This is a genomic window from Cellulomonas xylanilytica, assembly GCF_007989805.1.
In the GTDB taxonomy this organism is placed as follows: Bacteria; Actinomycetota; Actinomycetes; order Actinomycetales; family Cellulomonadaceae; genus Cellulomonas; species Cellulomonas xylanilytica.
This window is the reverse complement of record NZ_BJUB01000001.1, coordinates 42,211-65,791: the sequence shown is the minus strand read 5'-3', so window position 1 is coordinate 65,791 and position 23,581 is coordinate 42,211. Positions and strand designations below refer to the sequence as shown.

The following is a 23,581-nucleotide window of genomic DNA, read 5'->3' as shown; positions in this document are numbered from 1 at the left end:
GGTCAGCCCACCCGCACGGCCGGCGGCGCGGTGGTCTCGAGGATCCGGGCCAGGATCTCGATCGCCGTCACGCCGGCGAACTCCGCCTCGGTGTCGAGCAGGAGCCGGTGCGCGAGGACGGGCTGGGCGAGCTCCTTCACGTCGTCCGGGATCACGTACTCGCGCCCGGCCGCCGCGGCCCACACCTTCGCGGTCCGCACGAGCGCCAGACCCCCGCGCACGCTCGCCCCGATGGCAGTCTGCGAGTCGTCGCGCGTCGCCTCCGTGAGCCGGGCCACGTAGTCGAGCACGACCTCGTCGATGTGCACGGTCTGCGCGAGGTCCGCCAGCGTGCCCACGGCCTGCGTCGTGATCCGGGGGGTCAGGTTCGTCGTGCGGTCCTTCGCCCCGGCCAGGATCTCGATCGTCGACGCGCGGTCGGGGTAGCCCAGCGACGTCTTGATGAGGAACCGGTCCAGCTGCGCCTCGGGCAGACGGTAGGTGCCCGCCTGCTCGATGGGGTTCTGCGTCGCGATCACCATGAACGGGCGGCCGACGGGGTGCGTGACGCCGTCGACGGTGATCTGGCCCTCCTCCATGACCTCCAGCAGGGCCGCCTGCGTCTTCGGGGACGCCCGGTTGATCTCGTCGGCGAGGACGACGGAGGCGAAGATCGGCCCGGGGTGGAACTCGAACCGGTGGGTGCTCTGGTCGTAGATCGTGACGCCCGTGACGTCGGACGGCAGCAGGTCCGGCGTGAACTGGATCCGGTGGTGGCTGCCCTGCACGGTCGCGGCGAGCGCCTTGGCCAGCGACGTCTTGCCGGTGCCGGGTGCGTCCTCGAGCAGCAGGTGACCCTCGGCGACCATCGCCGTGAGCGCCAGGCGCACCGGGCGCTCCTTGCCGAGCAGCGCCAGCCCGACGTTGGACACGAGCGCGTCGAACGTCTCGGCGAACCAGGTGCTCTGCTCGGGGGTCATGTGCGGTGTCTCCGTCTCGGGGTGCTGCGGTGGTGGGAGGTCAGGGTGGGTCAGGGGGTGGCCGGAGGAGGCTCCGGCACCCGGGCCTCGACCGACTGGGCCCAGCGCTGGCTGGTACCGAACTGGTTCTGGGCGCGGACCCGGATGGTGATCGCCGTCCCGGGCGCGGCGGGTGCGGGCAGCGGCGCGTTGCTGAGCTGCGACGTCCCGGTGGTCGGCATGTCCGCCCAGCCGTCGGAGCCCACCTTGACCTGGACGAGGTAGCCCGTGATCGCGGCGCCGCCCGTGTCCTGCACGTCGGCCCAGTCGGACGAGATGGACGCCCCGTCGTCGGAGACGGTCAGGGCGTAGCCGTCGGCGACGTCCCCGGGCTCGCTCGCCCGCTGCACGACCTTGTCCGCGCTCGGTGCCGGCGTCGAGGCGCCCGCCGAGGTCTCCGCAGTGACCACGACCCGGAAGGTCGCGGACCGCCGCAGGAAGGAGAGCGTCGGCATGCTGGCGGTGGACGTCGCCGTCAGGCCCGTCACCCGCTGCGTGTCGGTCACGACACCGTCGATGGAGAAGTCGACCCGGTAGACGGTGCCGGACCCGCCGCCCCAGGCGCTCGTCGCCGCCCACCGCGCGGTGATCGACGTGGGCTGGCGGTCGTCGTTGCGCGCAGGGTCGTCGAGGCTCACGCCGGACGCGGGAGACGGCTTGGTGACCGGCACCGGCGACGCGGACCGCGGCGCCGACCACTCGCCGCAGCCCGCCACGTTGCACGCCTGCACCTGGAACGTGGCGTCGGCACCGCCGGTCAGCCCGCCCACGTCCCGGGACGTGCCCGTGCCCACGTCGCCGATGTCCGTGCCGTTCACGAACAGCCGGTAGGACGTGACCGGGGAGCCGTTCGGGTCGGCGCTGGCCCAGACGACCCGCACGCTGCCGTCGCCGGGCTCGGCCGTGGGGGCGCCGACCGCGGAGGTGATCGTGGTCGCCGCCGGAACACCGTAGGTGGAGGCCGTCGTGACCGCCGGTGCCGACCACCCCGGCGCCTTGTTCCTCGCCCGGACCGAGAACTGGTACGGCGCCCCGTTGGCCGCGTCGGTGAACGCGTACGACGTCGTCCCCGTCCCCTCGAACGGGACCGTGCGGGAGTTCGGCCCGCCGGAGATCACCAGCTCGTACCCGGTGACCCGGTCACCGTTCCCGTCCGGCTCCGTCCAGGCCACGTTGATCTGGCCGCCGAGCGTGGTCTCCGCGCGCAGCGCGGTGAGGTTCAGCGGGGCCTCCGGCACGCCCGCCGGCACCATGGGCTGCGACGACGGCGACCAGCCGCTGGGCTCCGCCGCCTTGTTGTGCGCGCGCACGCGCACGGAGTACGCCGTGCCGTTGCGCAGGCCGGAGAACGTGTAGCTCGTCGTCGGGGACGTGACCGAGGACGGCCCGGCCGGCGGCGCGGGCGAGATCTCGAGCGTGTAGCTGGTGATCGGCGAGCCGGCCGAGGCGGGCGCCGGCCACGTCGCCCGGACCGAGCCGTCGCCGAAGTCCAGCGTCGGTGCGGACGGCGCGTCCGGGACCGCGTCGGGTCGTGCCGGGGCGGACGGTCCGCTCGGCTCCGACCAGTCGACCTCGTTCTGCGCCGCGACCGTGAAGGTGTACTCGACGTCGTTGGTCAGGCCGTCGATCGTGCAGGTCGTGCTCGCGCACTGCCGCACGAGGTTGCCCGGGCTCGCGACGACCCGGTACCCGGTGATCGGCGCGCCGCGGTTGTCGGGCGCGTCCCAGGACAGCACGACGGTCCGGTCCCGGATCTCGCCGACCCGCGGGGCGTTCGGCGTGGCGGGCTTGCCGCGGACGACGACGGTGACGCGACCCTCGACCTCGCGGTCCGGGTCGCCCGTGACGTCCCGGACGCGGAACCGCGTGACCATCTGGCCGATGAACCCCTCGGCCGGCCGCACGCTCACGGTGCTGGCCGTCGCCCCGGCGGTGCCCGCACCGGGCGTCTCGACCGTGGCGCCGACGACGGTCATCGGGTCGGGCGCGAACGGGTTGAACGCACCCTCGAGGACGTCGACGGTGCTCTGCCGTCCCTCGACCCCGTCGATGGTGCGGTCGACCACGCGCGCCGTCGGCCGCGTGCTGGCGATGACCCGGACCCCGATGGACGTCTCGAACGAGCCCGTGCGGCCGTAACCCACCCGGACGGCCAGCGTCTCGTTGCGACCCTTCGGCGTCGTCGCGTCCGCCGCGATGCTCAGCACGCCGTCGGTGATCGCGCCCGAGAACCCGGCCGGGATCGCTGAGACGAGCGTGTAGGCGTAGCGGCCGTCCGTCGGGTTCGCCCCCTCCGGCCCGGTGGTGAAGGACCGGAGGTCCACGGCGAGCGCGGGCTCCCCGGGCGCCACGTCGATGGTCGACGGCTCGAACGTCGGCGGGTAGTCGTCGACGGCGTACACCGTGATCTGGAGCGTGATGACGGACGTCCGGGCGGACGTGTCGCCCGGGGAGGACGCGTCGGTGACGGGGACGGTGATCGACGCCGGTCCGGCGTACCCGGGCGCCGACGTGAACTGCAGGGTCTCGTCGTCCACGATCGGGCTCGTGCCGTCGGACCGCGTCGCGGACACACCCAGGGAGTCGGCGATCCGCGCGGTGCGCCCGGGAGCCACCTGGACCTGCTCGCCGAGCGGGATGACGAGGCGCTCGCCGGACGCGACGCGCAGCTCGGGGGCCTTCGGCCGGGGCACGGGCCGGAAGAACCCGAGCGCCGGCACGGTGATGAACGCGTAGGACGCCACGGGGTTGGCCCCTGTCCGGTTGGTCAGCAGGTACGGCACCGTCTGGGCGTGGTCGACCAGGGTCACGACGACCTGTCCGTCCTCCGTGACGCGCGCGACGTCCGCCTGCGAACCGGGCACCGACACCTCGAGGTCGCTCAGCGGCCCGCTGGGGTTCTGCGCGACGGCCAGCACGTCCACGGCGACCTCGGTGCGGTCCAGCGTGTCGGTCGCGGGCACGACGATGTCGCGGGCGATCGGCGGCAGCACCGGGGCGTCCGCGGACACCGTCACGGTGAGCACGCCGGTGTCCCGCCCGCCGCGCTTGTTGGACGCGGTGTAGACGATCTGGAGCACCGCCGGCTCGTCGGGGGCCCGCACGACGATGCGCCGGTCCTCGACCACCGCGTCGACGCCGTCCGCCTTCTCCAGCACCGGGTCCAGGGCGAGGTCGCCGCCGCTCGAGTCGACGTCGTTCGCCAGCACCCGGACCTCGACCCGCTGGCCGGGCTTCACGGTGACCTCGTCGTCGCGTGCCACGACGGTCGCCGAGTCGGTGGGCCGCGGGCTGATGCCGACGCGGACCGTGGCCACCGCACGCTGCCCGACCCAGTCCTCGACGGCGTAGGTGAACTCGTCCGTGCCGACCTCGTCGGGGAACGCCTGGTACTCCAGCCAGTCGGCACCCGTCGCGACGACCCGACCGCGCAGCGCGGACGACGCGATGCCGAGCAGCGTCACGCCGTCGCCGTCCGGGTCGATCCCGACGAGCGGGACGTAGATGCGCACGGTGTCGCCCTGGAACACGCGCGCGACCAGGTCCTTCGGCCGAGGCGGAGCCTTGGTGCTCGCGTCCGACGCGTGCACGCGGACGGTCACCGTCGCGGCGGTCAGGTTGCCGGTGGCGTCCTCGACCTCGAAGGTGGCCCGCGCCGTGAGGGGCTCGTCGGGCGCCTGGTAGCGCAGCACGTCGCCCGAGACGAAGAGCAGACCCTCCCCCGTGCCGAGGGGCTCGACGAGCTCGGTCCGCAGGGTGAGCCGGTCGCCGTCCGGGTCGTACGCGTCGTCGAGCACCGGGATCGTCACGACCCCGCCGGTCCGGACGTCCACCTCGACGTTGGGCACCACGGGAGGTTGCGACGTGGCCGACGGCGGCACCGGGTGCACGATGATCTCGCCGACCGTGCTGTCCTGCCCGTTCGAGACGGTGTACCGCAGCGCCACGGGAGCGGTGAGCGTGCGCTCGGACGAGATCTGCACCAGGTGGTGCTCGAGGATGGCGACCCGCAGCCCGTCCGGCGCGTCGACGGACTGCAGCACCAGCACCTTGCCCGCCGGGTCGGTGTCGTTGGCGAGGGGGTCCACCGTCACCTCGCCGTCGGCCGGCAGGAACGCCTGGTCGCGGACCGCGATCGGCGGCTGGTCGGTCTCGGGCCAGACCCGCACGTCGATCCGCGCCAGACCGGTCGCCTGCTGCGGCGGGGCCGAGACGAGGAACGGCACGTAGTAGCTGCCGGCACGGGCCGCGCTGAACGTGAAGGTGCCGCCCTGCAGGTCGGTCGTGATGGTGGCGCCGACGACCTCGTCGACACCCGCGAGCCGGGGCGGCTCGGCCGACGAGCTGCGCACCAGGTCCAGCGGGTGGAGCGTCACGGGCTGGTCGACGTACGTCACGGCGTGCACCGGGTCGATCTGCGGTGGCAGCGAGCCGGTGGGGCGCACGTCGACGTCGAGCCGCCCCTCCGTCGTGGAGGTGCCGTCCGACACGAGGAGGGTCACGCTCGTGCGGCCCAGCTGGGCGCCGTCCGCGCGGAACGTCACAGAACCGTCCTGGCGGAACCGCACCGACCCGGAGGCGGGGTCCGCGGTGGCGCCGACGAGCACCAGGTCGTCGCCGTCGGGGTCCTGGAAGTCCGCGAGGGCCTGGTGGTCGGCCTGCCCGCCCTGCTCCACCTGCAGCGCCCCGGTCCGCAGCTGGACCGGCGGGGAGTCGAGCGAGCCGTCCCGGGCGGTCAGCACGACGCGCGCCGTGGACGGGGCGTTGGTGCCGCGCCCGTCGGTGATCGTGTACGTCAGCTCGGCCGTGCCGGTGGCACCCTCGGCGACGGCGACCTGCAGCGAACGGCCCCCGTAGATCGCCTCGACGGTCCCGAACTCGGCGGGCAAGGGGTCGAACACCGAGATCGCGAGGATCCCGCAGTCCGAGGACGAGTCGTTGTCGATCACCGGCAGGATCGTGGTCCGGCCCGGCCGCACACCGAACTCGTCGTCGGCCGCGGTCGGTGGCGCCGACTCGGCGGAGCACTCGGTGACGAGGTCCTGGGTGGTGTCCGACGCCTCGGTCTCCTCCTCGGCCTCGTCGGGCTCCTCCTCGGGCTCGATCTGGGTCCAGTTCGGCACGCGCAGGTCGGTGTCCTGCAGGGGCATCCACAGACGGCCGCGCAGCGTGTCGTTGAGGACGACCACCTGTCGGTTCACCCGGAACTTCAGCACGTCCGCGCTCGACATCTCCTCGAGGTTGCTGACCTCGGCGTCGTCGCCGTCGCACAGCTGCAGGTACGAGCCGACGGCCGACGCCCAGGCTCCGTGGGCGCACCGGCCGACCTGCACGGGTTCGGCGGGCACGCCGGACCCCGCGGTCGGGTGCTCCACCGGGGAGCCACCGTCGAGCGGGACCTCCAGCAGCGCGGTGCGGCTGGCCACGAGCACCCGCGACGCCTCCGGTCCGGGCTGCTGCAGGACCAGGCCGTCGCCGTCGACCTCGACCTCGCCGTCCGGCGTCCGGACGGTGCCGTCCGACAGCACGACCGCGACGTCGCCGACGGCGGTCACCTGGTCGACGGGGCCGGCGCCGACCGTTCCCACCGGGGTGCTGCGGGCGGTCCCGTCCACGAGGTCGACCCGCGTGACCGCCCCGTCCTCCGCGGCCACGGCCAGCACGGCGCCGCTGCGCGCGACCACCGCGGCACCGCCCTCGCCCAGCTCGACGTCGGGGGCGTCCGTCGCGATCCGCAGCGTGTCGAGGTCGGCGATCGACCGGACCCACACGTTCCCGTCCGGGTCGACGACCGCCACGACGCCGGCAGCCATGGACACCTTCGCGCCCGGCACGGCGACCTGGGTGGCGAGCGTGACCGACGCGGGGTCGACCACCGCGATCGAGCCCGGCTCGACCAGCAGCACGTCGCCCTCGTCCTGGAGCACGTCGAACGTGCTGCCCGCCGCCGACAGCCCGCCGTTGAGCTCCTCGACCTGCGCGTTGTACCGGCCGAGCTGGAGCTTGCTCGTGGCGGTCAGCCACACGCCGCCGTCGTTGAGGTCGAGACGGGCGAGGGGGAACCCCTGGTCGAACAGTGCCAGCACGAGCACCAGCACCGGGACCGTCACGACGGCCGCCGCCGTGGTCGCCCGCGAGCGGACCGCACGCCACCTCATGACGTGCACCCCTGCGCCGGCTCGGCCGACACCCGGCGGTCCGCGCGCACGATGGCGACCTGGATGCAGACCTGGGCGGTCGTCGCCTGGTCGGCGGGGACGGTCACCTTCAGCGCGTCGATCAGGGCGAGCTCGGGTTCGCCGGTCGGCTGCAGGACGCCCCACACGTAGCGGTCACCCTCCTGCGGCTCCGGGTTGTCCCACGTGAACAGCACGGAACCGTCGCCCTGACGGACGCCCTGCAGCCCCGACGGGGAGGGGACGGCGTCGGCGATACGCGTGGGCGGGGCGTCCTGCGTGAACTCCGACGTCGGTCCGTCGCTGGTCGGGTCGTCCCCGCGCAGGGCCGCCGCTCCGATCGCGACCACCGCGGCGAGCACCACGACGCCGGACACGATGCCCGCCACGGCGCGCGACCTGCCGCGCTGGAGCGTCTCGTCCGGCTCGGGCTCCGCCGTCTCGGCCGGCGTGACGAACACCGGCCCGGGCCGTGCGCTGGTCGGCTCGGGAGCGACGTAGGTGACGCCCCGCAGGCGGGTCGGCTCGTCGGCGCCGGGAGGCGGCGGAGACACCGGCTCCTGGACGGGCGCCGACGGGGCGACGGTGACGATCGAGCGCAGCCGGGTCGCGTCCTCGCGTCCCTCGTCCGCGGACGGTCTGACCGGCGCACCGACGTCCGGCTCGGCACCGGGGGCGTCCATGAGGTCGAGCGGCGTGATCGGCAGCCGCAGGTCGGCCTCGACCTGCTGGAGCGCACGCGCGACCGCCGCCGCGGACGCGAAGCGGCGGGTCGGGTGCTTGGCCATCGCGCGCTCGAGGAGCTCCTGCAGGCTCGGCGGCACGTCGTTGCGGCCCGTCGGCGGCAGGGGCGCCCGTTCGATGCGCCCGACCAGCTGCTGGGCGGTGTTCTGGCCACCGGGGACCTCGAACGGGGTCCGCCCGGCGAGCAGGGAGTAGATCGTGGCGGCCAGCGAGTAGACGTCCGACCGCTCGTCGCCCGTGGGGTGCTCGCCCAGCAGCTCGGGCGGCGACCACGGGATCGACATGCCGACCGTGGCGCCGGCCCCGTGGCCCGTCGTCGCGGCGATGCCGAAGTCGGTCAGCGCGGGCCACCCGAAGTCGGTGGTGAGGACGTTCGCGGGCTTGATGTCCCGGTGCAGGATGCCGGCACGGTGCGCGGTCTCGACCGCGGACGCCAGCCGGATGCCGATGCGCAGCGCCTCCGCGACGGAGATGCGCTCCTGCCGGTACCGCTCCGCCAGCCCGGGCCGGGAGCAGTACTCCATGACCAGGAACGGGCGACCGTCGGCGGCGATCGCCGCGTGGTAGATCGTGACGATCGACGGGTGGTGCGACAGCTGGGCCATGAGGTTGGCCTCTTGCTGGAACCGTCGGCGCACGCCGTCGTCGAGGCTGCCCGCCAGCAGCACCTTCACCGCCACCTCACGCCGCGGAAGCTCCTGCTGGTACAGGAAGACGTCCGCGAAGCCCCCGAGGCCGAGGACCCGGAGGTACTCGTAGCCCGGCAGGCGCGGCGGCGTCGACGCTTCGCGGCGTGCGGTCACGAACCCCGCTCCACCGAGAAGGTCACACCGTCGCCGAGGTCGACGACCTCGTCGACGCCGACGACGCTGGGCTCCCCCGGGTGCAGCCGTCGCGCGCCCTCCCCGGGGCGGGCCACGTGGATGCCGTTCGTCGAGTCGAGGTCGGTGACGACGACGTGCTCGCCGTCGACCCGGACCTCGGCGTGCGTGCGCGAGATGTCCTGCTGCGGGCTCGGCACGGTGATCAGCCGCGGGAGCTCGCGGTTGGTGACCCGGGCGACCTGGGGAGCGCGGCCCAGCAGCACGGCACGGTCGAGCGGGACGACGAGACCCGTCGACAGCACGAGGCGCGCGGGCGTGCTGGCCACGGGCGGGGTGCGGAACGGCCCGGGCAGGTCGTCCGACGCCCACGACGGGAGCTGCTCGCGGATCTCGGCGAGGTCCGTGGACAGGATCGTCAGACCGTCGTGGTCGTCCAGCGAGGCACCACCGACGGGCAGCGGGGTGACCGGTGCGTCGCCGCGTCCGCGCGGGCGCAGCTGCGAGGTGAGGATCGACTCGGCCGCCGCGACCACGCCCGACTCGTCCGGAGCCGCACCGGCGTCGTCCGCCTCGTCCTCGGGGTCGGCCTCGGCGAGCGGGACCAGCTCGACCTCGGTCGGCTCGTCCCAGGTGACGACGTCGACGACCCCGGCGGCCGGCCCGGGCACGAGGTCCGGTGCGGACGTCTCCCACGGGACGGCGTCGACGATCGTCGAGGACGCGGGCTCGGGCTCGGCCTCGGCGGGCGCCTCCTCCTCGAGGGCGGGCACGACGGGCTCCTGCACGGCGGGCTCGTCCTCGACCGGGGCCTCCTCGACGGCAGGCACCGGCTCCTGCGCGGCGGGCTCGTCGACGACGGACGGCACCTGCGCGGCCGCGACGGGCTGCACGCCGACCGGGTCGGTCGCGGGAGCGGTCGTCGGTGGCACCTCGGAGACGTCGCGCGCGGTCAGCGCGAGCCGGACGCGAGACGCGGCGGCGACCCCGTCGGCGAGCGGGAGGCTCGCTCCCCCGGCCGGCGCACCGTCCGCCTGCACGACGACGTCGGCGACGCCCTCGAGGACCCGCTCCGTCCAGGTGCTGACCTCGCCCGAGCGCCACACGTCCTGCCGTCCGTCCACCTCGACGACGACCTCGACGTCACCACGCAGGGCGGCGTGGACCCGGCGCCCGTCGACGGCGACGACGGCGAAGGGCGGCAGACCGCCGAAGCCGTCCCGCGCGAGCAGGGCGAGCGCCGCGAACACGCCCTCGCCGCTGTCCTGCCAGAGCGCACGGACGGTGGACTCGGCGGCCCCCGCGCCGAGCAGCGCGACGAACCCGGGGCGCACCACGGCCGTCCACTCGCCGGTGGAGTACTCGGGCACGCTCATGACGGGAGCTCCTCGTTCGATGGGTTCGGGTCCGGCGTGCTGGGTCCGGGGGGCACGCGCGGGATCGGCTTGGTGGCCGTCCGCGCACGGCGGGGGACCGTGACGCCGTTGAGCATCTCGTCCCACACGTAGGGGCCCAGCTCCGCCCCCGTGCGGGGCACGGTGATGTGCACGTCGTCGTGCGCACCGGCGGCGGTGGCGACGTCGACGACGACCGCGCTCACGTTGTCCCGGGCACCGTGCTCGAGCGCGAGCCGGACCAGGTGCGCGGCGGCGTCCTGCGGGTCGGCGGTCTCCGCCAGGACGCGGGCCAGGTCCTCGTCGCCGACCTCGCGGGTGAGCCCGTCCGTGCAGATGAGCAGCCGGTCGGTGAGGCCCGCGGGCAGCAGCCAGTACTCGGGCTCCGGCGGGTCGCCGGTGCCGAGGGCGCGCGTCAGCACGTGCCGCTCCGGGTGCGTTGCTGCCTCGGTCAGGTCGATCTCCCCCAGGTCCAGCAGCTCCTGGACCACCGAGTGGTCCACGCTCACCTGCTCCAGGGCGTCGCCGGACCACAGGTACACGCGCGAGTCGCCCACGTTGAAGACGAGCCAGTAGGAGCCGCCGTCGTGCTCGGTGACCGCGACCCCGGCGACGGTCGTGCCGCCCTGGCGCCCCCCGGTGAACTCGGTGCGGATGCGCGCGGCGGTCCGGTCGAAGCAGGCGTGCACGTCGTCGGCCGTGGCCGCGGCCTGCCCGGCGAGCTGCGCGAACTCCTCGACGGCGATGCGGCTCGCGAGGTCACCCGCGTCATGCCCACCCATGCCGTCCGCCACCAGGAAGACGGGTGGGTAGGCCAGGAGGGCGTCCTCGTTGACCTCGCGGACGAGGCCACGGTCGGTGGCCGAACCCCACGACGTGCGCACGCGACCCCCTTGTCCTGGGAACGGTCCTGACAGACCCGTTCAGATCATCGGCGCACATCGTGCCGTACGTGAGCGCTTCGTACACAACGCGACCCGCTGGTGGGGCCGTCCGTCGTCAGATCCCGAGCTGGAAGACACCCCAGTACGCGAGGATGACGAGCAGCAGGACGGAGCCTATGACGCCCGACCACAGCACCGCGGTCCGCACGATCCCCGGCGCGGGGACGCCACCGGCGAGGCGGACCCGACGGCAGCGGCGCAGCAGCAGCACACCGACCACGACCACCGCGATGCCGAGGATCCGCACCAGGACCCAGCCGCCCTGCACGACCACGTCGTTGCGCTGGTAGTCGAGCGCCAGGCGCGCGACGGCCACGATGTACCAGACGAGCCCGGCGACCGTGAGGATGGCTCCGACGCCCAGGGCGACGAGCCGCGGCAGCACCCCGCGGGCGAACCGCGGGCCGGGGACGGTCACCGTCGCACCCCGCTGGCGGCGCACCCGGTCCGTGGCCTCCTCCACGCCGCGCGCGAGCAGGACCGCGAGCGGGCCCAGGAGGATCAGCGCCACGGCGCCGATCGCGAGCGCGAGCACGACGTCGCCGTCACCGAACCACCGCGGCTCCGGCACCGGCGCCGCGACGTACGTCTGCACAGGCTGGGCACCCGCGACGCGCGGTGCCGAGTCGCCCGTGGCCGGCAGTCCCCGCACCCAGCCGGACAGGTCCCGCAGGAACACGGGGTCCACCTCGCCGCCCACGCGGATGCCGTGGTTGGCCCCCTCGTAGTAGCGGACGGTCACGTCGCCGTTGCCCGCGACGGCGGTGTCCCGCAGCACCTGCTCGGCACCCTGGATTGTGGGCATCGAGGCGTCACCGGTCCCGTAGACCACGAGGACCGGCTGCTCCATCTGCCGCTGGTACGGCGTGACGTCGAAGTCCGCGTACTCGAAGCCTCCGCCGGGCAACGACATGCCGACGGCCCGCGGGATCGCCCGGAAGACCCCGTGCGGCACGCCCGTGTTGCGCAGGTAGGAGTCCACCGCGAACGCGGCCTGCTCGCGCGGAGGCACCACCGGGGAGGAGACCAGGACGACGAACGCGATCGACGGGTCCTGCGCGGCCATGACCGGCGCGATCCAGCCGCCCTCGCTCTCGGCGTAGATGCCCACCCGGTCGGGGTCGACGCCCGGGTACGCCTGGAGCACCGCGACGGAGGCGGCGTAGTCCGCCGCCATGAGCACGTAGTCACGGTGCCGGGTGGTGTACGTGTCGAGCCGCTTGTTGGGGACCATCGCCACGATCCCGGACGCCGCGAGCGCGTGCGCCTGCTCCAGGAACGCCGTGTCGAAGCGCCCCGTGCCCGCGCCGTGCACGAACACGACGCCGCGTGCGGGCTCGTCGAGCCCGACCGGCTCGCTGATCCGGGCGTCGACGGTCGCGCCGTCGAGCTGCACCGTCACCACGGAGGTCCGGACCTCGTACGTCCCGACCGGTGCGGCGGAGCCGATCGCTGTCGAGGACGTCTCCACCACCAGCGGGTCGGCCAGCGGGACCGGGTCCCACTGCGGTCCCATGACCGCGCCGAGGACCGCCAGGATCACGACGCCGAGGGCCGTGCTGGCCGCGACCCGGTACGACCGGCCCACGTGCCTGTCCACGTCCGTGCTCACGCGTGACACCGCGCGCCCGCCCGACCTCAGCATGCTCAGAAGCCCAGCTTCCCGAGCTGCTTCGGGTCGCGCTGCCAGTCCTTGGCCACCTTCACGTGCAGGTCCAGGTAGACGCGGGCGCCGAGCAGGGCCTCGATCCCGCGGCGCGCCTGGCTGCCGACGTCACGCAGCCGTGCGCCGCCCTTGCCGATGATGATGGCCTTCTGGCTGTCGCGCTCGACGAAGAGGTGCACGCGCACGTCGAGCATGGGCACGCCGTTGGCGGCCGGTTCGTCGCGGGCCACGATCTCGTCGACGACGACCGCGAGCGAGTGCGGGAGCTCGTCGCGGACCCCTTCGAGTGCGGCCTCCCGCACCAGCTCCGCGACCATGACGGCCTCGGGCTCGTCGGTCAGCTCTCCCTCGGCGTACAGGGGCGTGCCCTCGGGCAGGTGCCCGATCAGCACGTTCTCCAGCACGTCGACGTTGTACCCGGAGGTCGCCGAGACGGGCACGATGTCCGCCCACTCCCCCAGCGCCTGCACGGCCATGAGGTGCTCGGCCAGCTTGCCCTTGCCGACGAGGTCGGCCTTGGTCACCACCGCGACCACCGGTGTACCGCGCCCGTCCCGGGCGAGCTCGGTCATCTGCTCGGCGATGAAGCGGTCACCGGGACCCACCCGCTGGTCGGCGGGCAGGCAGAAGCCGACCACGTCGACCTCGGTGAGCGTGTCCTTGACCAGGGCGTTCAGCCGTTCCCCGAGCAGCGTCCGCGGGCGGTGCAGACCCGGGGTGTCGACGAGGATCAGCTGGGCGTCGGCCCGGTGCACGATCCCGCGGACGGTGTGCCGGGTGGTCTGCGGGCGCCCGGAGGTGATGGCGACCTTCTGGCCGACGAGCGCGTTGGTCAGCGTCGACTTGCCGGCGTTGGGCCGCCCGACGAAGCAGGCGAATCCGGAGTGGAAGGTCATCGGGTGGCTCCGTGGTTGTCGGTCGGGGCGCGGCCCGGGGTAGCGGTGTCCGTCGGTCGGTCCGTGTCGTCCACGAGGCTGACCAGCACCGTGGCCAGCCGACGCCGCCGGCCCTCGACCCGGTCGGCGACGAGGTGCAGGCCGTGGATGTCGCCGGCGGAGCCCGGGAGCGGGACCTTGCCCAGAGCCTTGGCCAGCAGACCCCCGGCGGTGTCGACGTCCTCGTCGTCCACCTCGAGGTCGAACAGCTCGCCGAGCTCGTCACGGCCGAGTCGCGCCGGGACCCGGAAGACCCCGGGGTCCAGCTCCTCGACGACGGGCGCGGTCGGGTCGTGCTCGTCCGTCAGCTCTCCGACGATCTCCTCGAGGGCGTCCTCGATGGTCACCAGGCCCGCGATGCCGCCGTACTCGTCGACCACCATGGCCATGTGCGACGAGCCGCTCTGCAGCTCGCGCAGCAGCTCGTCGACGGGCTTCGACTCCGGGACGAACACGGCGGGCCGCGCGAGCGACGAGGCCGGCGCGTCGAGCATCGCCTCCTGCTGCTGGCGGTCGGACCGGCCGGCCGGCGCGATGGGCAGCCGGGCGACCACGTCCTTGAGGTAGAGCACGCCGCGCAGGTCGTCCACGGAGTCGCCGACCAGCGGGACCCGGGAGAACCCGGAGCGCAGCAGCAGCGCGAGCGCCTTGCGCAGCGGCGTGTCCTCCGACGCGGTCACCATGTCGGTGCGCGGGACCATGACCTCGCGGGTGAGCGTGTCGCCCAGCTCGAGGACGGATCGGAACATCTCCCGCTCCTCGTCCTCGATGACGTCCGACTCGCTGACGCGCTGCACCATGTCCCGCAGCTCGTCCTCGTCCTCGGCGGCGGACCCGGCACCGGGCCGACCCGCGGCGCCCAGCCGGCCCGCGAGCGCCGTCACGGCCACGAGCACGCGCGAGAGCCGGGTCACCACCGCGACGGGGTGCCGACGGCCGAGCGTGCGCGGGCTCGCCCGCACCAGGAGGAACGCCACGAGGCCGCAGATCGCGACCGCCACGAGGAGCACCGCCCACCACGCGAGGTCCGCCGAGGAGACCACGAGAGTGATGCACACCGTCGCCGTCATCTCCGCCAGCAGCCGCAGGAACGCCGCCGCCGACGCGACGCGCGCCGGGTGCTCGGTGAGCGCACGGACGCGGTTCGCCGCGGGGTGCCCGTCGGCGAGCAGCTCGGAGACCGCCGACCGGGAGATCCGGACGACCGCGACCTCGCCCGCGGACAGCGCAGCGGCCGCGACGATGCCCAGCGCCGCGACGAGGACCAGCAGCGCGACGGGGACGTCGGTCATCGGGACGCCAGGAACGTCAGCAGCAGCCGACGCTGGAGGGCGAACATCTCCTTCTCCTCCTCCGGCTCGGCGTGGTCGTACCCGAGCAGGTGCAGGATCCCGTGCGTGGTCAGGAGCAGGAGCTCCTCGGCCGTCGAATGCCCCGCCGTGCGCGCCTGCTGCGCGGCCACCTCGGGGCACAGCACGACGTCGCCGAGCAGCCCGGCAGGCGTCACGTCCCCCTCGCGCCCCGGGCGCAGCTCGTCCATCGGGAAGGACAGCACGTCGGTCGGCCCGGGCTCGTCCATCCACTTGACGTGCAGGTCCGTCATCACGTCGGTCCCCACGAGCAGGACCGACAGGTCCGTCTGCGGGTGCACGTGCATCTCGTCCAGCACGTAGCGCGCGAGCGCCGCGAACTCCGCCTCGTCGACGTCGTACCCGGACTCGTTGTTGACCTCGACGCTCACGGCCGCCTCAGCTCCTGTCCCAGCGCGCGTACGCGTCGATGATCTCGCTGACCAGGCGGTGCCGGACCACGTCCGAGGACGTCAGGCGGCAGAAGGCGACGTCGTCGACCCCCTGCAGGATCTGCTCGACCACGCGCAGCCCGGACGTCTGCGACGACGGCAGGTCCACCTGCGTGATGTCACCGGTGACGACGACCTTCGAGCCGAACCCGAGGCGCGTGAGGAACATCTTCATCTGCTCCACGGACGTGTTCTGCGCCTCGTCGAGGATGATGAACGCGTCGTTGAGCGTGCGGCCGCGCATGTAGGCCAGCGGTGCCACCTCGATGGTCCCCGCCTCCATCAGCCGCGGGATCGACTCGGCGTCCACCATGTCGTGCAGCGCGTCGTACAGCGGGCGCAGGTACGGGTCGATCTTGTCGGAGAGGTTGCCGGGCAGGAACCCGAGCCGCTCCCCCGCCTCCACGGCCGGCCGCGTGAGCACGATCCGGTGCACCTTGCGGTCCTGCAGCGCCTGCACGGCCTTGGCCATCGCGAGGTACGTCTTGCCGGTGCCCGCGGGCCCGATGCCGAACGTCACGGTGTGCCGGTCGATCGCGTCGACGTAGTCCTTCTGCCCCGACGTCTTGGCACGGATGGTCCGGCCACGGCCCGTGAGGATGTTGAAGGACAGGACGTCGGCCGGGCGGGCGCTCGATGCGGCGGTCAGCATGGCGACCGACCGCGTCACCACCTCGGCCGTCAGCGGCGTGCCGCCGGCTGCCATCTCGACCAGCTCGTCGACGAGGCGCGAGACGAGGGCCACGTCACCGACGGGACCGGCCAGGGTGACCTCGTTGCCGCGGACGTGGATGTCGACGCCGGTGAAGCCCTGCTCGATGGTCCGCAGGACCTCGTCCCGGAGACCGAGCAGCTCGACCATGGAGACCTCGGAGGGGACGCTGATCCGGTGCTCGACGCGCGCGGGTGCGGCGGAGGAGCGAGCGGCGGAAGGTGACTCGGTCATGTGCTCGGCGTGCGCCGTGCGCTCCTTTGCTCAAGTGCTGGCGGTGCGGACGTCCGCACCGAGCTCGGTGCAGAAGGCGGTGCGGGTCTCGCGGCGTGCGTCCACAGTCTACGAGGCACCGCCCACAGCATTCCCCTCGACGGGCCGGTCACGCCCAGCGGCCCAGCCGCTCGGCCAGCATCGCGAGGGCGACGGGCCCCGCGGTCGACGTCCGCAGCACGTGCGGGCCGAGCCGCACGGCACGGGCGCCTGCCTCCACGAGGCGGCTCAGCTCGACCTCGCCGATGCCCCCTTCGGGCCCGACGACGACGAGGCACTCCCCCGCCTCTGGCAGCGCGGTCAAGGCCAGCGGCTCGCTCGCCTCCTCGTGCAGCACGAGGACGGCACCGCCGGCGGCCACGACCGCCCGGACGCGCTCGACCAGCGCGCGGCCGTCGAGCGCGACCTCGACCTCGGGCACCCGCGCGCGCCGCGACTGCTTGGCCGCCGCCCGCACGGTCCCCAGCCAGCGGGCCCGGCTCTTGGCCGCCCGCTCGCCGCGCCACACGACGATCGACCGCTCCGCCTGCCACGGCACCACCACGTCGACGCCCACCTCGGTGGCGGCCTCGATCGCCAGCTCGTCCCGGTCGCCCTTCGCGAGCGCCTGCACGAGGACGAGCGCAACCGCGGGAGCCGGCTCGACGACCCGCTGCTGCACGTGCACGAGCACGCCCTCGGGCGTCACCGCACCGACCACCCCGAGCAGGCGCACGCCCACGCCGTCGACGACGTCGACCCGCTCGCCGGGACCGCGGCGCTGCACCACGCCCGCGTGCCGGCCCTCGGTGCCGTCCAGGAGGTACGTGGCGCCGTCCGTGACGCCGTCGAGGGTGCCGGGCTCGGCGAGGAAGACGGGCGCGCTCATGACACGGTCGAGGACGCCACGCTCAGCGGCCCGAGAGCTTGTCGCGCAGCTTCGAGAACACGCCCGAGCTGGACGCGGACAGCCGCGCCTCCGGGCGCTCCTCGCCGCGCAGCGAGGCCAGCCTGCGCAGCAGCTCGGCCTGCTCGTCGTCCATCGCCGTCGGGACGTGCACCTCGACGTGGACGTGCAGGTCGCCGCGCCCGGCGGCGTGCAGGTGACCGACGCCGAGGCCCTTGAGCGAGACCACCTGGGACGGCTGTGTGCCGGGCCGCAGGTCGACCTCGCGCGGACCGTCGAGCGTGTCGAGCATGAGCACCGTGCCCAGGGCGGCCGCCGTCATCGGCACCTCCAGCGTGGCGTGCAGGTCGTCGCCACGGCGCACGAACGTGTCGTGCTTGCGCTCGCGCACCTCGAGGTAGACGTCGCCCGCCGGGCCGCCTGCGGGGCCGACCTCGCCCTGGCCGGTGAGCTTGATCCGGGTGCCGGTGTCGACGCCCGCCGGCACGTCCACGCTGAGGGTGCGGCGCGACCGCACGCGGCCCTCGCCGGAGCACTCGGTGCACGGCTCGGGGATGACCGTGCCGAACCCGTGGCACGCGGCGCACGGCTGCGTCGTCATGACCTGGCCGAGGAACGACCGCGCGACGCGCTGGACCGAGCCGCGCCCGCCGCAGACCTCGCAGGTGCGCGGCGACGTGCCCGGCCGGCAGCACGAGCCGCTGCACGTCGGGCAGACGACCGCGGTGTCCACCGGGACGTCCTTGTGCACCCCGAACGTGACGTCCGCGAGGTCGAGGTCGAGCCGCACGAGGGCGTCCTGCCCGCGACGGGCGCGCGGGATCGGTCCGCGCTGGGCGGCGGCACCGGTCGCGGCGCCGAAGAACGTCTCGAAGATGTCCTGGAAGCCGAACCCGCCACCCATGCCGCCACCCGGGGACGACGGGTCGCCGCCCAGGTCGTACGCGCGGCGCTTCTCGGGGTTGCCGAGCACGTCGTACGCGCGCGACACGTCCTTGAACCGGTCGTCCGAGCCGGCCTCCGTCCCCGCCACGTCGGGGTGGTGCTCGCGCGCGAGCTTGCGGTAGGCCTTCTTGATCTGCTCCGGGCTCGCGTCGCGCGGCACGCCGAGGATCTCGTAGTAGTCGGTCACGGGAGGTTCTGCTCGCTTCCAGCGGTGGGTACGTGTGCTGCGGTGAGGGTGCTGTGCCGTGCTGCCGGCCGTGTGGTCAGCCGTGCCGTCGGGCGTGTCATTGGGCGAGGATGCGCGTCAGGTAGCGCGCGACCGCACGCACCGCGGACATCGTCCCGGGGTAGTCCATGCGCAGCGGGCCGATGGAGCCGATGCGCGCGACGGACCCGCCGCCCTCGTCCCCGTACCCGGTGGTCACGAAGCTCGTCTCGACGAGCCCGTCGTGCTGCGTCTCGCGGCCGATCCGCACGGCCACGGCCGCGTGGTCCTCGGCCATCTCGGAGAACAGGCGCAGGAGCACGACCTGCTCCTCCAGCGCCTCCAGGACGGGACCGATCGAGCGCACGTCGGTGCTGCCGACGCGGGCGAGGTTGGCGGTGCCCGCGAGCACCACCCGCTCCTCGCTCTCCTGCGCCAGCGTCTCCTCGACCACGGCGACCACCGCGTTGACCAGGTGCTGGTCGGCCGGCGCGAACCCCTCCGCCAGCTCGCCCAGCGCGACGGGCAGCTCCGAGAGGCGACGACCGGCGGCACTCACGTTGAGCCGGGTGCGCAGGCGCGCGACCACGGACTCGTCGAGGTCGGCGACGAGCTCGAGGGTCCGCTGCTCGACGCGCCCGGTGTCCGTGATGAGCACGACGAGCAGGTGCCGCGTGCCCACCGGCACGAGCTCCACGTGCCGCAGCGCCGAGCGCCGCAGCGACGGGTACTGCACGACCGCGACCTGCTGGGTCAGCTGGGCGATGAGCCGCACCGCGCGGTCCACGACGTCGTCGAGGTCCTGCGCGGTCTCCAGGAAGGTGCCGATGGCACGCCGCTCCGGGCTCGACAGGGGCTTGACGGTCGAGAGCTGGTCGACGAACAGCCGGTAGCCCTTGTCCGTCGGCACCCGCCCCGCGGAGGTGTGCGGCTGTGCGATGTAGCCGCCCTCCTCGAGCGCCGCCATGTCGTTGCGGATGGTCGCGGGCGAGACGCCCAGGGCGTGCCGCTCGACGAGCGCACGCGACCCCACGGGCTCCTTGGTGGCGACGTAGTCCTCCACGATCGCCCGCAGCACGTCCAGCCGTCGGTCCTCGCTCATGTCGCCTCCTCCGTCGTCGCCGGGCCGTCGCGCGGGTAGCACTCCCCGTACGCGAGTGCCAATGCTACGCCGCGGACCCGACACGCACGGGGCGGCACCGGGACGACGTACCGCCGCGCCCCTAGGCTGCCCGGGTGAACGACGACCGCTACGGCTCCGACGTGCTCGGGGGTACCGCCTCGGCGCACCACCGGCCCACCCGCACCAGCCGCCCGCAGCCCGCCGAGACCGGGCTCGTCGTCGAGGAGATCACCACCGGCTGGGTCGGGGCGGTCGTCCGGGTGGAGAAGTCCGGCGGTCAGCACGTCGTGGTGCTCGAGGACCGGCACGGCCGGACGCGCACCTTCCCGCTCGGCCGGGGGTTCTGGCTCGACGGGGAGCCCGTGGCGCTGACCGCGCCGGTCCGCGCACCGGCGCCCGCCCGTCCGACGCGCACGGCGTCCGGGTCGGTCGCGGTGCACGACGCCCGCGCCCGGGTGGCCCGCGGCAGCCGGATCTGGGTCGAGGGCAAGCACGACGCCGAGCTGGTGGAGAAGGTGTGGGGCGACGACCTGCGCCTCGAGGGGGTCGTCGTGGAGCTCCTCGACGGTGTCGACAACCTGCAGGACGCCCTGCGCGACTTCGGACCCGGCCCCGGGCGACGCGTCGGCGTGCTGGTCGACCACCTCGTGACCGGCTCGAAGGAGAGCCGGATCGCCGCCGAGGCGGTCCGCGGGACACCGGCCGGCTCGGTCCTGGTGCTCGGGCACCCGTACGTCGACGTGTGGCAGGCCGTGCGCCCCGAGCGCGTCGGGCTCGACGCGTGGCCGGTCATCGAGCGCGGCACCGAGTGGAAGCGCGGCATCCTGCGCGAGCTCGGCTGGCCCGCCGACGACCAGGCGGACGTCGCCCGTGCGTGGCAGCGGATCCTGCGCTCGGTGCGCAGCTACGCCGACCTCGAGCCGCGCCTCCTGGGGCGGGTCGAGGAGCTCATCGACTTCGTCACCGCATGACGGTGCCCGGCCGCCCACCGGGCGACCGGGCACCGATCGGATGACGGTTCAGGCGGCGATCGGGTCGCCCAGCAGCCGCTTGAACAGGAACGCGGACGCCAGCAGGACGACCGGCACGGCGACGAGCAGGCCGATGCCGCACAGGATCGCGCCGACGAAGATGATCGCGATGGACAGCAGGTAGAAGAGCAGCGTCGTCGACAGGTTCGTCGTGACCAGCTGGTAGCTCGCCTTCAGCGCGTCGATCGGGCTCAGGTGCTTGTCGATCACGAACCAGAACGTGAAGAACAGGAGGAAGTTCACGGCGATCGTGACGATCCCGCCGAAGAACGGGATGAGGTTCAGCACGACGCCGATGGCGGCCAGCAGCAGTGCCGTGAGGATGATCGGCCCCGCGTCGACGAACTTGAAGAAGTCGCCGAACTGCAGCTGCCTGCCCTCGGTGACCGTCAGCGCGGCGCGGATGAACGCCGCCTGGATGAGGTAGCTGACGATGGCGAACGCGGCCGAGACGACGATGAAGCCGAACGACAGCCCGAACCCGATGCCGTTGCTGACGCCGTCGCCGTCGGGGTCCAGCAGCGCGCCGAACCCGCCGAAGATCGCCGCGACGACGAAGAACACGACGACCGCCACGATGAACCACACGAGCGCCGCGCCGATGAACAGGCCTCCGGACTGCGTGAACTTCTTCCAGCCGTACGAGTACGCCTCGCCGATGGGCGACGCCTGGACCGGCGCACCGTAGCCGCCCGCAGGCGGCGGGTACGCACCGGGAGGTGCCTGGCCGTACCCGCCCGCGGGCGGGTAGCCGCCGGGACCCTGGCCGTAGCCCGGCGGCGGGGGCGGCGGGTAGCCGCCTGGGGCGGGCTGACCGTACGGCGACGAGCCGGCGGGCGGCTGCCCGTACGCCGGGGCGGGCGGCGGCCCGGCCGGAGGCTGACCGTACGACGGGGCCGGCGGGGCCGGGGGCGCGGGCGGGCCCGTGGGGGCTGCGGGCGCGGGCGGGACGGGCGGTGCGTCGGGTGCGGGCGGGACCACGGGGTCCGGCGTGGTCGGCGGCTCGATCGAGCCGCCGTCGGGGCCGCCTCCTCGGGTGACCGGCTCGACCGGCTCCGCCGCCTTCGCGGGGTCGTCGTCGCGCGGCGGGGTTCCGCCGGGGTTCTCGCTCATGTGTGGCCTCCCTGGTCACAGGGCGATCGTCGCCCACCGAGCAGCGAACCGGGGGCGGCGGTCACGTGTCAAGGAACGCGGACGTTCCCGGCATGTCGACGCGTCCGGCGGGGTGCCGTCGTGGTCGGTAGGCTGCGCGTGCCGTCAGGTCGACGGCCCCGGACGAGGAGCAGCCACGATGTCGTACGAGCACCCGCAGAGCCCCCCGCCGAGCAGTGCGGACCAGGTCCGGACCCTGGGCATGCTCGCGCACCTGGGCGGCATCCTGGCGTACTTCTACGCCGGCTGGGTGGCCGCGCTGGTCATCTGGCTGGTGAACCGCGAGAAGCGGAACGTCGCCGCCGAGGAGGCCCGGGTCGCGCTCAACTTCCAGCTCACCGTGCTGATCGCGCTCATCGTCTGCGCCATCGTCCGCTCGATCCCGGTCATCGGCTTCGTCGGCTGGCTCGGTTTCATCGCCGTGAGCCTCATCAGCCTGGTCCTGAGCGTCCTGGCGGCCGTGGCCGTGCAGCGCGGCGGCTCGTACCGCTACCCGTTCAGCCTGGAGCTGGTGCGCTGACGGCACCGCCCGGCTGACGTCCCGCGGGGCGTCAGTCGACGAGGGTCCGCACCACGGCATCCGCCAGCAGCCGGCCGCGACGGGTCAGCACGACCCGCCCGTCACCGACCGCAGCGCGACCGTCCACGAGCCCGTCCGCGACGAGCCCGGCGACCGACCGGCGGGCGTCCCTCGGCAGGTCGCCGAGCGGGAGGCCGCCGGCGAGCCGCACGCCGAGCATCAGACGCTCGAGCAGGGCACCGTCCCCCGTGACCGTCTCCCGGCCGGCGGCGGGGCTCAGCCCACGGTCCAGCCGGTCGGCGTACGCGCGCGGGTGCTTGACGTTCCACCAGCGGACGCCGCCGACGTGGCTGTGCGCACCCGGACCGACGCCCCACCAGTCGTCGCCCCGCCAGTAGCTGAGGTTGTGCCGGCACGCGTCGGCGGGCGTCCGGGCCCAGTTGCTCACCTCGTACCAGCGCAGCCCCGCCGCCTCGAAGAGGTCGTCGGCCAGCTCGTACTTCGCGGCCTGGTCGTCGCCGTCGGGCAGCTCGAGCTCGCCGCGGCGCACCTGTACGGCCATGCGCGTGCCCGCCTCGACCACGAGCGCGTACGCGGACACGTGGTCGACACCGGTCGCGAGCGCCGTCTCGACGCTCGTGCGCCAGTCGTCCAGCGACTCCCCCGGCGTGCCGTAGATGAGGTCGAGCGACACGGCCAGCCCGGCCTCCCGGGCCCACCGGACGACGTCCGGGATGCGACGCGGGTCGTGGGTGCGGTCGAGGGTGGCCAGCACGTGCGGCACCGCGGACTGCATGCCGAAGGAGACCCGCGTGAACCCGGCGTCCGCCAGCGCGGCCAGCGACTCCGGCGTGACCGAGTCGGGGTTCGCCTCCGTGGTGACCTCGACGTCGTCGGCGAACCCCCAGGTGTCCCGGACGCCGCCGAGCATGCGGGACAGGTCCGGGACCGACAGCACGGTCGGGGTCCCGCCACCGACGAACACCGTGCTGACGGGCCGCGGCGGCAGGTCCGACATCACGGCAGCCGCGAGCGCGATCTCCTTCAGCGCCGTGTCGGCATAGGCGCCCTGGCTCGCGCCCCCGCCCAGCTCCGTGGCCGTGTAGGTGTTGAAGTCGCAGTACCCGCAGCGCACCGTGCAGAAGGGGACGTGCAGGTAGACGGCGAACGCCCGCTCGTCGGCACCCTCGAGCGCCGAGGCCGGCAGGCGACCGTCGTCGGGTGCGGCATCGCCGTCAGGCAGCGCCGGAGACAC

General features: G+C 73.9%; 17 protein-coding genes. 2 read left to right on the top strand and 15 right to left on the bottom strand.

The genetic code is table 11. The features are described from left to right. Positions 1–2 precede the first annotated feature (2 nt). The 13 genes from CXY01_RS00260 to hrcA form a co-directional block, all read right to left on the bottom strand. Positions 3–959 (bottom strand): AAA family ATPase, encoded by a 957-nt coding sequence (locus CXY01_RS00260; RefSeq protein WP_146925078.1) that lies wholly within the window; start codon positions 957–959, stop codon positions 3–5. 50 nt (positions 960–1,009) lie between these two features. Then, entirely contained in the window at positions 1,010–7,156 is a 6,147-nt protein-coding gene (locus tag CXY01_RS00255; RefSeq protein ID WP_146925077.1) for an Ig-like domain-containing protein, read from the bottom strand. Then, positions 7,153–8,721, bottom strand: a complete 1,569-nt coding sequence (locus CXY01_RS00250; protein ID WP_146925076.1) for a serine/threonine-protein kinase — start codon at positions 8,719–8,721, stop codon at positions 7,153–7,155. The genes CXY01_RS00255 and CXY01_RS00250 overlap by 4 nt, the downstream gene beginning before the upstream one ends. Next, the gene (locus tag CXY01_RS00245; protein WP_146925075.1) at positions 8,718–10,115 is read right to left on the bottom strand and encodes an FHA domain-containing protein; all 1,398 of its coding nucleotides are present in this window, start codon (positions 10,113–10,115) and stop codon (positions 8,718–8,720) included. Before CXY01_RS00245 ends, CXY01_RS00250 begins: the two co-directional genes overlap by 4 nt. Continuing rightward, on the bottom strand, positions 10,112–11,017 hold the full coding sequence (locus CXY01_RS00240; protein ID WP_146925074.1) for a PP2C family protein-serine/threonine phosphatase: 906 nt from the start codon (positions 11,015–11,017) through the stop codon (positions 10,112–10,114). The genes CXY01_RS00245 and CXY01_RS00240 overlap by 4 nt, the downstream gene beginning before the upstream one ends. A 115-nt stretch (positions 11,018–11,132) precedes the next feature. Beyond that, a complete protein-coding gene (locus CXY01_RS00235) occupies positions 11,133–12,689 on the bottom strand; it encodes an alpha/beta hydrolase family protein (protein ID WP_307724375.1) in 1,557 nt (518 codons plus the stop codon). Positions 12,690–12,724: 35 nt separating this feature from the next. Further along, positions 12,725–13,639: a GTPase Era gene (gene era / locus CXY01_RS00230; protein ID WP_146925072.1), complete on the bottom strand. Its 915-nt coding sequence runs from the start codon at positions 13,637–13,639 to the stop codon at positions 12,725–12,727. Further along, on the bottom strand, positions 13,636–14,970 hold the full coding sequence (locus tag CXY01_RS00225) for a hemolysin family protein (protein ID WP_146925071.1): 1,335 nt from the start codon (positions 14,968–14,970) through the stop codon (positions 13,636–13,638). Before CXY01_RS00225 ends, era begins: the two co-directional genes overlap by 4 nt. Continuing rightward, positions 14,967–15,419 (bottom strand): rRNA maturation RNase YbeY, encoded by a 453-nt coding sequence (ybeY, locus tag CXY01_RS00220; protein WP_146925070.1) that lies wholly within the window; start codon positions 15,417–15,419, stop codon positions 14,967–14,969. The genes CXY01_RS00225 and ybeY overlap by 4 nt, the downstream gene beginning before the upstream one ends. 7 nt (positions 15,420–15,426) lie before the next feature. Further along, positions 15,427–16,425: a PhoH family protein gene (locus CXY01_RS00215; RefSeq protein ID WP_146925069.1), complete on the bottom strand. Its 999-nt coding sequence runs from the start codon at positions 16,423–16,425 to the stop codon at positions 15,427–15,429. A 148-nt stretch (positions 16,426–16,573) separates the two neighbouring features. Next, complete coding sequence (locus tag CXY01_RS00210; RefSeq protein ID WP_146925068.1) at positions 16,574–17,332, bottom strand: 16S rRNA (uracil(1498)-N(3))-methyltransferase; 759 nt, start codon at positions 17,330–17,332, stop codon at positions 16,574–16,576. A 22-nt stretch (positions 17,333–17,354) separates the two neighbouring features. Next, entirely contained in the window at positions 17,355–18,482 is a 1,128-nt protein-coding gene (gene dnaJ / locus CXY01_RS00205) for a molecular chaperone DnaJ (RefSeq protein ID WP_146925067.1), read from the bottom strand. 97 nt (positions 18,483–18,579) lie between these two features. Further along, on the bottom strand, positions 18,580–19,602 hold the full coding sequence (hrcA, locus tag CXY01_RS00200; protein ID WP_146925066.1) for a heat-inducible transcriptional repressor HrcA: 1,023 nt from the start codon (positions 19,600–19,602) through the stop codon (positions 18,580–18,582). Between the two features lie 134 nt (positions 19,603–19,736). Between hrcA and CXY01_RS00195 the strand changes: the two genes are divergently transcribed. Continuing rightward, entirely contained in the window at positions 19,737–20,594 is an 858-nt protein-coding gene (locus tag CXY01_RS00195) for a DUF3097 domain-containing protein (RefSeq protein ID WP_146925065.1), read from the top strand. 48 nt (positions 20,595–20,642) lie between these two features. On the opposite strand, the gene CXY01_RS00190 is transcribed toward CXY01_RS00195, so the two are convergent. Then, entirely contained in the window at positions 20,643–21,767 is a 1,125-nt protein-coding gene (locus CXY01_RS00190; RefSeq protein WP_146925064.1) for a hypothetical protein, read from the bottom strand. Positions 21,768–21,945: 178 nt separating this feature from the next. Here CXY01_RS00190 and CXY01_RS00185 point away from each other — a divergent pair, with 178 nt between their 5' ends. Then, positions 21,946–22,326, top strand: a complete 381-nt coding sequence (locus CXY01_RS00185; protein WP_146925063.1) for a DUF4870 domain-containing protein — start codon at positions 21,946–21,948, stop codon at positions 22,324–22,326. 31 nt (positions 22,327–22,357) lie between these two features. Here the strand turns inward: CXY01_RS00185 and hemW are convergent, their stop codons facing one another. After that, positions 22,358–23,581 (bottom strand): radical SAM family heme chaperone HemW, encoded by a 1,224-nt coding sequence (gene hemW, locus CXY01_RS00180; protein WP_146925062.1) that lies wholly within the window; start codon positions 23,579–23,581, stop codon positions 22,358–22,360.